This is a genomic window from Streptomyces spinoverrucosus (assembly GCF_015712165.1).
GTDB lineage: Bacteria > Actinomycetota > Actinomycetes > Streptomycetales > Streptomycetaceae > Streptomyces > Streptomyces spinoverrucosus_A.
Genome location: NZ_JADPZX010000002.1, coordinates 331,308 through 344,036 on the forward strand (window position 1 = coordinate 331,308; position 12,729 = coordinate 344,036).

The following is a 12,729-nucleotide window of genomic DNA, read 5'->3' on the forward strand; positions in this document are numbered from 1 at the left end:
TCGGTGTAACCGGCTCCGGCCGGTTGGATGGCCGGAGCCCGCGTGCACTTGCGGGCTCCCGTCACCGGCCGATGCGTTCCAGCGCCGTCCCGATGTTTGCAGGCACCCCCTCACCCAACCGCACGATCGCCCGCTCGATATGCGGCAGCGCCCGCTGGCCCGTGACCGCCAGGGCGATGGCCGCCAGGACGCCGGCCCAGGCGATCGGGCCGATGGGTGTGCAGCCGAGGGCCTGGCTCACACCCGGGGTTTCCACCAGGGCGACCAGGGCCACGGCGGAGCCGAGGACCGTGAGGCGGACCAAGGGGCTCTCGCGGCGATCGGCGAGAGTCTGGGCGAGCTGGGTGCCGACCACGGCACACAGAGCCATCGTGGTGGTGCGGCGCGCCGACCCGGGGGTGAAGCGGCCGATCAGCCAGGCGGCGACCGCGCCGAGGCAGGTCGTCAGCGCCCGGTGCCGGATCTGGCGCATCAGCGGCGTGCCGAGCAGCGTCGTGCCCAGCGGCCCACTGTCCGCGCTCGCCTCCTCGCTCCCGTCCTTCTGCGGGGTGACCGCCACCGCCATCGCCGGGAACAGGTCCGTGAACAGGTTCACCAGCAGCATCTGACGGGTCGACAGCGGCGCGGCCCCGCCGAGCAGGCTGCCGACGATCCCGAAGCCGACCTCGCCCGCGTTGCCGCCGATCAGGATGGCGACGGCGTCGGCGACGCTGTGCCACAGGGCGCGGCCCTCGGAGACCGCCTCGACGAGCACCGTCATGTCGCCGTTGGTGAGCACCAGGTCGGCGGCGTTGCGGGCGGCCGCCGAACCGCGGGCGCTGATGCCCACGCCGACGTCGGCGGCGCGGATGGCGGCCGCGTCGTTGGCGCCGTCGCCCACCATGCCGACCACCCGGCCGGAGTCCATCAGCGCCTCGATGACCTGGAGCTTCTGCTCGGGCGCGACGCGGGCGACCACACCCACGTCGTGCAGCATCCGGGCGCGCTCGGAGCGGTCCGCTGCGGCCAGTTCGTCGCCGGTGACCACGTCGGTGTCCTCGGGCCAGCCCAGCTGGACGGCGATCGCGCGGGCGGTCTGCGGGTGGTCGCCGGTCAGCATGACCGGTCGTACGCCCGCCTCGCGCAACCCGTGCACAAGCGCCGTGGACGACTCGCGCGGCACGTCGGCCAGCGCGAGCAGCCCGATGAACTCCAGCCCCTTCAGGGGCGCTTCGCCGACCTCCGTGTCCTTCTCCCCCTCGGCCAGCGGCCGTTGCGCCACGGCCAGCACCCGCAGTCCGTCCCGGGCCAGGTCGTGGGCCTGGTCGTAAGCCTCGTCGGAGACGTCACGGCAGGCCGGCAGCACGACCTCCGGCGCGCCCTTGACCACGAACACCCGCTTCCCGTCGCCCGAGTGGCCCACGGCACCGGCGTATCCACGGCCCGCCTCGAACGGCCGGCCCTCGGTCTGCACCCAGTCGGCGTCACGCCCGGCAGCGGCCAGGACGGCCTCGTCGGTGGCGTGCACCGGCTTGTCGGGGCCCTCCTCCGGCTGCGGAGTGGCCCGTACCGCGACCAGCATGGTCTCGGTGTCCGCGGCCTCCTGAGGCGTACGCGTCCTTCCGTCGGCGTCGGTCACGCGCACCAGGCGCAGCTTGTTCTCGGTGAGGGTGCCGGTCTTGTCGAAGCAGACCGTGTCCATCCGGCCGAGCGCCTCCAGCGTGCGTGGCGCCCGCACGAGGACACCCCGGTGGCTGAGCCGGCGGGCCGCCGCCAGTTGCGCCACCGTGGCCACCAGCGGCAGGCCCTCGGGAACGGCGGCCACCGCCACCGCCACGCCACCGCTGACGGCCTCCCGGATCGGCGCGCCACGCAGCAGTGACAGGCCGGTCACGGCGGCACCGCCCGCCATCGTCAACGGCAGTGCCTTGCTGGTGAGTTCCTGCAGCCGGGCCTGGACGCCCGCGGCCGGGGGCTTGCGGGCGGCGAGGTGCACGGCCCGGGCCGCCTCGGTGCGCTCGCCGGTCTCCACCACCACGGCACGCGCCTGTCCGGCGACGACGGTCGTGCCCTCGAACACCATGCAGCGGCGGTCGGCGACCGCGGCCTGCGGCGTGGGCTCCGTCTGTTTGTCGACGGGCAGCGACTCGCCGGTCAGCGCCGACTCGTCCACCTCCAGGCCGTCCTCCCACAGCAGGCGCGCGTCGGCCGGTACGACGTCGTCGACCTTCAGCTCGATGACATCGCCGGGGTGGAGCCGGTTGGCGTCCACGGTGCGCGAGCCCGGCTCGTCGCCGTTGGTGACGCGGGCCTTCTGTGTCTGCTCGGCGACCAGCCCGGACAGCGCCCGTTCGGCACGCAGCCGCTGCACACCGCCTACCAGCGCGTTGAGGTCGAGCGCTCCGACGACCAGCAGGGCGTCCACCATGGAGCCGAGGATCGCCGACGCGGCCGAGCCGACCGCCAGCACCGGCGTGAGCGGATCGTCCAGTTCGCCGCGCACCGCCCGGCCCAGTTGCAGCGTCCAGCGGACCGGCTCCATACCCGGGGCGCGTACGACGTTGTGCGCCGCCTTGCGGACCCGGCCGGTGGCCGCGGCGATCGCCGTCGCCTGTTCCTCCGTCCGGCGTTCCAGCCGTACGCGTACGTCGCTCACCTTCAGCTCGTGCCAGGGCACCCGCGGGCGGGGCTGCGGCGCGCGGGCCACCGCCACGCCGAGCGCCTGTCGCGCGCCGCCCAGCAGGGCGAGGGTCGCGGCGATGTCGACGGGCGCGTGCCGCAGGCCGATCAACGGGATCCGGTTGCCGTTCTGCCGGCCGTTCTGGGACTCGCCGACGGCGACCAGCAGCCCGGACAGTGCGGCGCCGGACCGGGCCAGCACCTGCGAGCGCCGGCCGACCCTGCGGGCCACTCGCACCGCTTTGAGCAGCCGCCACACGTCGGCCAGTCCACCCGGCGCGACCAGGTCGGCGCCCCAGGCCACGGCCGCGTCGCCGTCGGCGAGTGCGACGGCCACGTCCCCGGCGAGCAGCCCGGACAGCACGTCGGAGTCGTCCGAGGAGGACGGCCGGGCCACGGTGATGACGCCGCCGCGCCCCCGCAGCCTGTCGACGACCTCGTCGGACGCCCGGTCGGCGGGGACGATGTGGTCCGCGAGGGCGGTGAACTCGCCCAGCGCCGGATCGGCCACCACCACGACCCGCAGCCCGGCGCGCCGCGCCGCGTCCAGGACGGCCTCGGCCCACGGGTCGGCGCCGCCGTCCGCGCTGTGCAGGGCACTCGGATGCAGAAAGACCGTGCGGGCGGTCTCCAGTTGCCGCAGCCGGTCGATGTTGCGCACCAGCACCCCGGTGCGGGCCAGCGCGCAGCCCAGCACCGCGTGGAAGGCGGCGGGGCCGTAGCGGGCGGCCTTCGGCGAGCCCGCGAGGACCGCTTCGGCCGCCTCGGCGCCGCTGTGCTTGACCAGCAGCGTCACGGCGGCGCCCACCACACTGCCCGTCTCGGCGTGGACGGCGTACTCCTGGGCCGGTGCGGTGCGCAGCGGCGGGCGCGGGAAGCGGTGCGCCGCCACGTCGTCGCGTCCGGGCCGGCACACCTGGTCGTGCACCGAGTCGAACGCGGCCACGCGCGCCATCGCCTCCGCGAGCTGAAAAGACCGCAGGGCGCCGTCCAGCACCAGGGACGTCGGGGTCTGCCCGGCGCCGTGGGCGGCCGCGTTGGCGACCGCCAGGATCAGGTCGGTGCGGGAAGGGCCGAAGCGGGAGCGCAGCCAGCCGCGGAAGCGGGGGTTCTCGCGCAGCAGGGTCACGCCCGCGGTCACGAACCGGGGCGAGGGTGGCAGCCGCATCATGGATCCGGTGACCGCGGCGACGATGCCGGCGGCGTCGGCCACGATCGCCGCCGACACGGTCCGCACCTCGGCCGGGTCCCCGGGGTGCGCGAACTCCTCGACCGCGTCCTCGGCGGGCGCCAGTCCGTGCCGGTCGGCGAGTTCGTTCGCCCGCTCCAGAACCCCGTCGATGAGGGCCGTCTCGGTCGCGGCGACCACCAGCCTGGCGAGGCCGCCGTCCCAGTAGGCGTAGGCCACGTCCGGGTGCTCGGCGAGGGCCTCGGCCATCCGTCGCGCCGCCCGCGCGGTGGCGCCGGCCCGCTCCGCCTGGTCCGCCTGTTCGGGCTCGGGGGTGGCCCGCAGCGCGAGATGCACCCGGCGGCCGGACCGCCAGTGGCGCCCCCCTCCGGGCAGCGCCCCACGCGCCACCCGCGACACCCGCACCATGGCATCCGCGCCGCGCACCCCGGCGCGCGCGGTTCCGGCCACAGCACCGGCGGCCGCTCCGACCACGGGCGCGGTACCGCGCACCAGCAGGCGCGGACCGGCCATGACGATGTCGGAGACGGCCGCCGATGAGCCCGTCAGCAACCAAAGCCCCATGTCACGCCCTTTGCTCGTATGTCTGGCGGGCCGGGTGGCCGGCCTCCGGCCCGCCGTTCCTTATCCGCCGCTGGTGGTCGCCTTGCGCCGGCTGCTGCTGGTCGAGCTCCGCCCGCCGGCTGCTCCCGACTTCCCACGAGTGGACGTCGTACGCCTGCTCGTGGACGTCGTACGCCGACTCGCGGGCGCCGACTTCCCGCGTGTGGACGTCGTACGCCCGGTCGTGGACGACTTGGCCGGCGTCGCCGTGCCGCCGCCCGTCGTGGTGGCTGCCCCGTTGCCCTCGTGCTTGGGCTTCGGCTGGGTCAGCCATGCCACGCCCGCCACCGTGAGGGCGACAGGCCACTCCACCACGCCCGCGACTCCGAGGAGCCCGGCCCCGGTGTACACCGCGACGCGACGACCGCGCGGCGACACGGTGCCGACCGCGTCCAGCGCACCACCGGCCGCCTTCGTCACCATCCCGGCCCCGGGCATCCTGCGCAGCGCCGTCACGGGTGCGCGCAGCGGTGCCGGGAGCTCGGGCGAGGTCTTCTGCCGTGCCATGACACTCACGCTCCCTGGCAGATCAATGTTTCACCCCGCCGGGTTCCCTTGATACGAGGTATCACCCCCACGAACTATGGAAACTCGGGCATATGGGTCAACCAGTCGCATAAGCGACCCCGTTGAGCGCGAAGGAGACCGTCGGCCGGCCGTGTTGGTGATCATCAGCGGGGCCGGGGCCGCCCGTGTCCAGACCGAAGAAGGTGAGCACGCGGGAGCCATGCCCCGGCGTAGAGGTTGTGGCCGACGCCTTGGAGGCTGATGGCCTCCACGGGGGCGTGCTCACCGGTGCCGCCGTAGCGCGTGCGGGTCCAGCCGGCGGCGGGCGAGTCGGTGGCCGCCGGGGTCGGGCTCACACCGTGCACGTCGGTCCACTGCTTGATCTCCTCGGCGAAGTTCGGGTACCGCAGGACGTCGTCCTCGGTGCCGTGCCACAGCTGCATCCGGGACCTGGGGCCGGTGCAGCCGGGGTAGGCGGCGCGGACCAGGTCGCCCCACTGGGCCGGGGTGCGGGACACGGTGCCGCCCGCGCAGGCGCTGTTCCACTCGGAGCCGTCGGTGGTGGCGAGGCAGCCGAAGGGGACGCCGGCGAACGCGGCGCCGGCCGCGAACACGTCCGGGTAGACGCCCAGCAGGACGTTGGTCATCATCGCGCCGGACGAGATGCCGGTGACGTAGACCCGGCTCGGATCGGCGTCATGGGTCGTCTTGACCCAGTCGACCATCGACCTGATGCCGACCGGGTCGCTGCCGCCGTCCCGGCGCAGTGCCTGCGGCGAGGAGACGTCGAAGCACTTGCCGGCGCGGGTCACCGACGGGTACACGACGATGAAGCCGTGGCGGTCGGCCGGCGCGGCGTACTCGGTGCCGGAGTACATGGCCGGACCGGAGCCGGTGCAGTAGTGGACGGCGACCAGGACCGCCGGGTCGGGCGCGACGTGGTCCGGGACGTACACGTACATCCGCAGGTTGCTGGGGTTGCTGCCGAAGTCGGTGACCGCGGTGAGCGTCGCGGCGGGAGCGGCGGTGCGCGCGGAGGCCTGCGGCGGCGCGAGGAGCAGGACGGCGAGCAGCGGCAGGAGTGTCCCGAAGAGCGCGACGAGCATCGAACGCAGTGGTCTGCGGGCGGGGTTGCCGGTGGTGGCGGGCACGTGGTCGTCCCTTCGCGATGGCGGCTCGTGGGGGCATCGCTGGGGGAGCACCCGGCATGGTGGCATGCACACGGCCGTCATGGAAGCGCTCCCACACCGTCTTCGAGCCACTCCTCACGGCCACCAGGGGTGACCGAATGCGTTCTGCGCAAAGCGTTGACTAGAAAGCGCTTGCCCCCTACGTTCCGTTCAGCAGGCTGACCAGCTGACGCCCAATCAGGGTGAAAGCGGCACCCTGCCCGCGCAACGCGTTCAGCATGCCGTACGTCGTTCATCTATCCGTCCAATCAGGCCTCCCGAAGGGACGCACCCGCATGCGTACAGGCCCCCCACGTACACACGCGCAAAGTTCTGCCCTGGTGGCTGCCGCGGCGGCGCTCGCCGCGGTTGCCGTCCTCGCCCTGCCGCAGCCGGCCGGAGCGGCCGAGAGCTCTCCGATCGGGTTCGGCGCCGGGACGACCGGCGGCGGCAGCGCCCCGGCGGTCACCGTCTCTACCCTCGACGCCTTCAGGTCGGCCGTGTCCGGCGACACGGCCAAGGTCATCCGGGTCAACGGTCTGATCCCACTGAGCGGTCAGGTCGACATCGGGTCCAACACCACGGTGGTGGGTGTCGGTTCGGCTTCCGGGTTCACCGGGGGCGGACTGCGACTGAAGGAGGTCTCCAACGTCGTCGTCCGGAACCTCAATATCAGCAAGCCGGTCGCGCCCGCCGACGGGATCACCGTCCAGAAGTCGACGAAGGTGTGGATCGACCACAACTCCTTCTCGGCGGACCGCGAGCACGACAAGGACCACTACGACGGTCTGCTGGACATCAACCACGGCTCCGACGACGTCACCGTGTCCTGGAACACCTTCAAGGACCACTTCAAGGGCTCACTCGTCGGCCACAGCGACAACAACGCCTCCGAGGACACCGGCCACCTGAAGGTGACGTACCACCACAACCTCTTCAGCAACGTCTACTCGCGCATCCCGAGCCTGCGCTTCGGCACCGGGCACTTCTACAACAACTACGTGTCCGGCGCCGACACCGCCTGCCACTCGCGGATGGGCGCGCAGATGCTGGTCGAGAACAACGTCTTCCGCTCGACGAAGATCGCGGTCACCACGAACCGCAGCAGTGACGTCGACGGATTCGCCAACCTGCGCGGCAACGACCTCGGTGGAGCCGCGACCGAGGTCTCGCGGGTCGGCACCTTCACCAACCCGCCGTACGGCTACACGGCGGAGCCCGCCTCGTCGGTCGTCGCCTCGGTGACCTCCGGCGCGGGCACGGGCAAGCTCTGACACCCCCACACCACGACAGAAGGACGGGACATGTCTTCTGCAACACGACCACGCGCGCGCGGGCGCGCGCTGACCGGCGCGCTGGCCACCCTCGGCCTGTCGGTTGGCATGATCATGACTATAGGTGCGCCGTCCGCGAGTGCCGCCACCTGGCCCACCCCGAACGGCAGCGAGCCGGTCTCCGCCACCATCTCGATCTCCGGCACCAAGGACTACGGGATGAAGCGGCTGTACGGCACCGGAGACCTGGCCGGTGACGGCCAGGAGGAGGGTCAGGACCCGATCCTCCGGCTCGCCAACGGCGCGGTGCTGAAGAACGTCGTCCTCGGGGCTCCGGCCGCCGACGGCATCCACTGCGAGGGCAGCTGCACGCTGCAGAACGTCTGGTGGGAGGACGTCGGCGAGGACGCCGCCACCTTCCGGGGCGGCACGGGTGCGACGTACCACGTGATCGGCGGTGGCGCGAAGAAGGCCGCGGACAAGGTCTTCCAGCACAACGGCGGCGGCACGCTGAACATCTCCAACTTCGCCGTGCAGGAGTTCAAGACCCTGTACCGCTCCTGCGGCGACTGCTCCACGCAGTACACCCGCAAGGTCAACCTGAACACCATCGAGGTGACCGGCACGGGCAGCACCGCACGGATCGTCGGCATCAACACCAACCGCAACGACGTGGCGACCCTGCGGAACATCACGATCCTGAACGACGCGAGCCGCAAGGTCGTCCCCTGCCAGAAGTACAACAACAACACCGCTGTCGGGGCCGGTCCCGACAGCACGAACTGCCTCTACAGCAGCTCGGACATCACCTACCGGTAGCCCCCACGGGAGGGCGGCCGTACGCAGCGTCTCCGGCGGGGCGCTTCGTACGGCCGCCGTGTCATGTCCGGCGCAGCGCCCGCGTCAACTCCCGCTGATAGTCGGCGTATGCCGTGCGCAGCGCGGTCCCCGGCCAGTCGGCGGGCAGGAGTTCGGACGGCAGCACGGGGTCGGCCAGCAGGTGGCGCACGACGGCCGCGAAGACGGTGAGGCGGTCGGCGGGACGCTCCACGCGCGCGATGTGGTCGAGCAGTGCGCGGGCCGCGGCGGTCCAGGCGTCGAGCGGCCACAGGGCGCACGCCAGGTCGCGTGCGGGCTGTGCGGGCCGGCCGGTGAAGGACTGGAGTACGGCCGCCAGGTCGTCCGGCAGGGATCGGCGCAGGTTGGCGGGGCGGAGCCAGACGCCCTCGCGGAGTTCGGCGAGCCGCAGGGCGGTCAGTCGGGCGCGCAGGTCGGCGCGTTCGGCAGGGCCGCGGCCGGTCGCGGTGATCACGACCATCTCCCAGTCGCCGTCCCACGCGCGCGTGCGGGGGTGCAGGGCGTCGTCCTGCCGGCGCCGGCGCTCCAGCAGCCGTTCGCCGATCCGGTAACCGGCGTCCGTACGCAGCAGATCCCCGGCGGCCGTCATCCGGCTGAGCGCGGCCCGCAGGGTGGAGCCGCCGACGCCGAAGGGCTGCACGGCACGGGCGAGGTCCCGCGCCGGCAGCTCGGGCGGGTGGGCGCCGAGCAGCAGGCTCAGCACGACGGACCGGGCCGACAGCGGGCGCAGTGCGGCCTCGCCGGTCCGGGCGGGCTCGTCGATGCGCATGGGCACGTACTGTACGGGGCGGATTTCTGTGTTGCAGTATTGCTGCGGTCGTAGCGGCAGTGCAACACTCGCCGCATGGTCTCGACACATGAAGGTGCTCCCGGCGGCGCCACCCACGTCGTCTTCAACCAGCCCTCTCCCCTGGCCCCGTACGACGCCTCCGACGACCCGGCCCTGCTGGACGGGCTGCGGCGCGAGGGTGCCGGGTGGGCCGAGGAGGACGTCCGGCGGCTCGGACGGCGGGCCGGCAGCGAGGAGGCGCAGGAGTGGGGCGAGCTGGCCAACCGGCACGAGCCGGTGCTGCGCACCCACGACCGGTACGGCAACCGGGTCGACGAGGTCGACTTCCACCCGAGCTGGCACCACCTGATGCGCGTCGCGGTCGCCGAGGGTCTGGCGGGCGCCCCGTGGGCGGACGACCGGCCGGGGGCCCATGTGGCGCGTACGGCGGGCGGGTTGGTGTGGGGACACACCGAGGCCGGACACGGCTGCCCGACGTCGATGACGTACGCCGCCGTCCCCGCGCTGCGCCGCCAGCCGGACCTCGCGAAGGTCTACGAACCGCTGCTGACCAGCCGCGAGTACGACCCGGAGCTCGGCGTTCCGACGCAGAAGAGCGGTCTGCTGGCCGGTATGGGGATGACCGAGAAGCAGGGCGGCTCGGACGTCCGCACGAACACCACGACCGCCACGCCGACCGCCGAGCCCGGTGTGTACACCCTGCGCGGGCACAAGTGGTTCACGTCAGCGCCCATGTGTGACGTGTTCCTGGTGCTGGCGCAGGCTCCCGACGGGCTGTCCTGCTTCCTGGTGCCGCGGGTGCTGCCCGACGGCAGCCGCAACACCTTCCGCATCCAGCGCCTGAAGGACAAGCTCGGCAACCGTTCGAACGCCTCCTCCGAGCCGGAGTTCGACGGGACCGTGGCCTGGCTGGTCGGTCCCGAGGGTCAGGGCGTGAAGACGATCATCGAGATGGTCAACTGCACCCGGCTGGACTGCGTGATGGCCTCGGCGACGCTGATGCGCAAGACACTGGTCGAGGCGGGGCACCACGTGCGGCACCGCAGCGCGTTCGGGGCGCGGCTGGTGGACCAGCCGCTGATGCGCAACGTGCTGGCCGATCTGGCGCTGGAGTCGGAGGCCGCCACCACGCTCACCCTGCGGCTGGCGGGGGCGGCCGACCGGGCGGTGCGCGGGGACACGGGCGAGGCGGCGTTCCGCCGGATCGCCACCGCCGTGGGCAAGTACTGGGTCACCAAGCGGGGCCCGGCCTTCACCGCGGAGGCCCTGGAGTGCCTCGGCGGCAACGGCTACGTGGAGGACTCGGGCATGCCACGGCACTACCGCGAGGCGCCCCTGCTGTCCATCTGGGAGGGCTCCGGGAACGTCAACGCCCTGGATGTGCTGCGGGCGTTGAGCCGGGAGCCGGGCACGGCGGAGGCGCTGTTCGCCGAGCTGGCCCTGGCGCAGGGGGCGGACGCCCGGCTGGACGCGGCCGTGACCCGGCTCAAGGGCATGCCGGCGGAGGGTTCGCCGGCAGGTGCCCGGCGGCTGGTGGAGCTGATGGCGCTCACACTGCAGGCGTCGCTGCTGGTCCGGCACGCACCGGCCGCGGTCGCCGACGCGTTCTGCGCGACGCGGCTGGGCGGCGACTGGGGGTACGCCTTCGGCACGCTGCCCGACGGGGCCGACGTCGACGCGATCCTGGGCAGGGCGCTGCCCGTGTTCGATCCCACGGGCGTGGCCGCCGCTCAGCCCGTCTGACGCCGCCACAGTGCGTCGAACCGGGCCCAGTCGGTTTCCCACTGGTCGAGGCGCCGCTGTTCCAGCCGGCCGCGCAGGAGACGGCCGCCGGCGAACGGTACGGCGGCCGCGCCGACGCCCGCCAGGGTGCCGATCAGGTCGGCTCGCACGCGGGCCTGAGATGGCGTGGTGGGCTCGGTCATCAGGCGGCCCTGCCGGTCCGTCCAGACGGTGACCGGCGTCCCGGCGGGGCTGCCGGGCCGGATCCGGGCCTGACCGGTGCGGTCGGAGCCGTCCGGCGCGGACCAGCGCACCTCGGCCCAGACCCGCTCGGTGCGCGGCGCGCCGGAGTTCATGGGGGACGGTCCGGGCACCGGCTCGGTCAGCCGCGCCTCGACCCGGCGCCACTCGACCCGCTCCCGGGCCAACTCCCCTTCGACGGTCCGGCTCACCGTCTGACCGGCGAGCGTCCCGACGAGCGCGGTGAGCGCCCAGGCGCCGAGCAGGACCCAGGCCTCCACTCTGTCGGAGCGGCGTTTGAGCGGGTTGCGCCGCCAGCGCCACAGCCACACCTTCGGACCACGGAACGCCATCGAAGACTTCCTCCTCGTGAGCACACGAACATCCCCGACCGCCCTCCCATACGGCGGACGGCTCGACGATGCTCATGACGAGTGCCGGGCGGGGCGGCTTCGACGGCCCGCCGGGCCGCGCGTACGGCCTCGCGCACGCGCCGCTTGCGTTCGACCACACCGCGCTGACCTGCGGCGAAGCCTCTTCCATGGGTGACTGTCAGTGGTGGGGTGCAGACTGGCCGGTGTCTGGGACAAAGACGTCGCGGAGGTGATCGGCATGACCGAAGTACTGCTCGCCGTGGGCACACGCAAAGGCCTGTTCATCGGGCGCCGGCGCGGTGGCGCCTGGGAGTTCGACGAAAGCCCCTACTTCAACGCACAGGCCGTGTACTCGGTCGCCATCGACACCCGCGGCGCCACCCCCCGGCTGCTGGCCGGCGGTGACAGCACGCACTGGGGGCCGTCGGTGTTCCACTCCGACGACCTGGGCCGCACATGGACCGAACCGGCTCAGCCGGCCGTGAAGTTCCCCAAGGACACGGGCGCTTCACTGGAGCGGGTGTGGCAGCTGCACCCGGCTGCCGCGGAGCCGGACGTGGTCTACGCGGGCACGGAGCCGGCCGCGCTGTATCGCTCGGAGGACAGAGGAGAGACGTTCGAGCTGGTCCGTCCGCTGTGGGAGCACCCGACACGCTCGCAGTGGGTGCCGGGCGGAGGCGGGGAGGGCCTGCACACCGTGATCACCGACAAGCGCGACCCGCAGGCGGTGACGGTCGCGGTGTCGACGGCCGGCGTGTTCCGCACGACCGACGGCGGCGCGGGCTGGGCCCCGTCCAACTCCGGTGTCTCGGCGGTGTTCCTGCCGGACCCCAACCCGGAGTTCGGCCAGTGCGTGCACAAGATCGCGCAGGACGCGGGGACGCCGGACCGGCTGTATCTGCAGAACCACTGGGGTGTGTACCGCAGCGACGACGCGGGCGCGCACTGGACCGACATCGGTGACGGCCTGCCCTCGACGTTCGGTTTCGCCGCCGCGACCCACCCGCGCCGCGCGGAGACGGCGTACGTCTTCCCCATCAACGCGGACTCGGACCGGGTACCCGCCGACCGGCGGTGCCGGGTCTTCCGCACGGCCGACGCGGGCAAGTCGTGGGAGCCGCTGACGGCGGGGCTGCCGCAGGACGACCACTACGGCACGGTGTTGCGCGACGCGATGTGCACGGACGACGCGGACCCGGCGGGCGTGTACTTCGGCAACCGCAACGGCGAGGTGTACGCGTCGGCCGACGACGGCGACAGCTGGCGGCAGTTGGCGTCGCATCTGCCGGACGTGCTGTGTGTGCGGGCGGCGGTGATCTGATGAGGCGAACGGGGGGCTTGCGGT

8 protein-coding genes and 1 pseudogene are annotated in these 12,729 nt (G+C 73.0%); 4 read left to right on the top strand and 5 right to left on the bottom strand.

Going from position 1 to position 12,729, the window contains the following annotated elements; all coding sequences use genetic code 11:
* Positions 1–61 precede the first annotated feature (61 nt).
* The 3 genes and pseudogenes from I2W78_RS36830 to I2W78_RS36840 form a co-directional block, all read right to left on the bottom strand.
* Positions 62–4,411, bottom strand: coding sequence for a cation-translocating P-type ATPase (locus tag I2W78_RS36830; RefSeq protein ID WP_196465083.1), 4,350 nt, complete (start codon positions 4,409–4,411; stop codon positions 62–64).
* 60 nt (positions 4,412–4,471) lie between these two features.
* Positions 4,472–4,957, bottom strand: coding sequence for a hypothetical protein (locus tag I2W78_RS40895; protein WP_230886992.1), 486 nt, complete (start codon positions 4,955–4,957; stop codon positions 4,472–4,474).
* A 169-nt stretch (positions 4,958–5,126) separates the two neighbouring features.
* Positions 5,127–6,063: pseudogene (locus I2W78_RS36840) on the bottom strand (extracellular catalytic domain type 1 short-chain-length polyhydroxyalkanoate depolymerase); the annotation flags it as partial.
* 359 nt (positions 6,064–6,422) lie between these two features.
* Between I2W78_RS36840 and I2W78_RS36845 the strand changes: the two are divergent.
* Both I2W78_RS36845 and I2W78_RS36850 read left to right on the top strand, forming a co-directional pair.
* A complete protein-coding gene (locus I2W78_RS36845) occupies positions 6,423–7,400 on the top strand; it encodes a pectate lyase family protein (RefSeq protein WP_196465084.1) in 978 nt (325 codons plus the stop codon).
* Between the two features lie 30 nt (positions 7,401–7,430).
* Positions 7,431–8,219 carry a pectate lyase gene (locus tag I2W78_RS36850; RefSeq protein ID WP_196465085.1) on the top strand — a complete coding sequence of 263 codons (789 nt, stop codon included), beginning with the start codon at positions 7,431–7,433 and terminating at the stop codon, positions 8,217–8,219.
* Between the two features lie 61 nt (positions 8,220–8,280).
* Here I2W78_RS36850 and I2W78_RS36855 read toward each other — a convergent pair whose 3' ends face one another.
* Positions 8,281–9,027: a PaaX family transcriptional regulator C-terminal domain-containing protein gene (locus I2W78_RS36855; RefSeq protein ID WP_196465086.1), complete on the bottom strand. Its 747-nt coding sequence runs from the start codon at positions 9,025–9,027 to the stop codon at positions 8,281–8,283.
* A 75-nt stretch (positions 9,028–9,102) separates the two neighbouring features.
* Here I2W78_RS36855 and I2W78_RS36860 point away from each other — a divergent pair, with 75 nt between their 5' ends.
* Positions 9,103–10,791 carry a DNA alkylation response protein gene (locus I2W78_RS36860; protein WP_196465087.1) on the top strand — a complete coding sequence of 563 codons (1,689 nt, stop codon included), beginning with the start codon at positions 9,103–9,105 and terminating at the stop codon, positions 10,789–10,791.
* Here I2W78_RS36860 and I2W78_RS36865 read toward each other — a convergent pair.
* A complete protein-coding gene (locus I2W78_RS36865; RefSeq protein WP_196465088.1) occupies positions 10,779–11,363 on the bottom strand; it encodes an Rv1733c family protein in 585 nt (194 codons plus the stop codon). The genes I2W78_RS36860 and I2W78_RS36865 overlap by 13 nt on opposite strands.
* A gap of 202 nt (positions 11,364–11,565) precedes the next feature.
* Between I2W78_RS36865 and I2W78_RS36870 the strand changes: the two genes are divergently transcribed.
* A complete protein-coding gene (locus tag I2W78_RS36870) occupies positions 11,566–12,705 on the top strand; it encodes a WD40/YVTN/BNR-like repeat-containing protein (protein WP_196465089.1) in 1,140 nt (379 codons plus the stop codon).
* The last annotated feature ends 24 nt before the right edge of the window (positions 12,706–12,729 follow it).

Coding starts and splice junctions, on each gene's coding strand:
- I2W78_RS36830 (WP_196465083.1), bottom strand. CDS start 4,411: ATGGGGCTTTGGTTGCTGACGGGCTCATCGGCGGCCGTCTCCGACATC.
- I2W78_RS40895 (WP_230886992.1), bottom strand. CDS start 4,957: ATGGCACGGCAGAAGACCTCGCCCGAGCTCCCGGCACCGCTGCGCGCA.
- I2W78_RS36845 (WP_196465084.1), top strand. CDS start 6,423: ATGCGTACAGGCCCCCCACGTACACACGCGCAAAGTTCTGCCCTGGTG.
- I2W78_RS36850 (WP_196465085.1), top strand. CDS start 7,431: ATGTCTTCTGCAACACGACCACGCGCGCGCGGGCGCGCGCTGACCGGC.
- I2W78_RS36855 (WP_196465086.1), bottom strand. CDS start 9,027: ATGCGCATCGACGAGCCCGCCCGGACCGGCGAGGCCGCACTGCGCCCG.
- I2W78_RS36860 (WP_196465087.1), top strand. CDS start 9,103: ATGGTCTCGACACATGAAGGTGCTCCCGGCGGCGCCACCCACGTCGTC.
- I2W78_RS36865 (WP_196465088.1), bottom strand. CDS start 11,363: ATGGCGTTCCGTGGTCCGAAGGTGTGGCTGTGGCGCTGGCGGCGCAAC.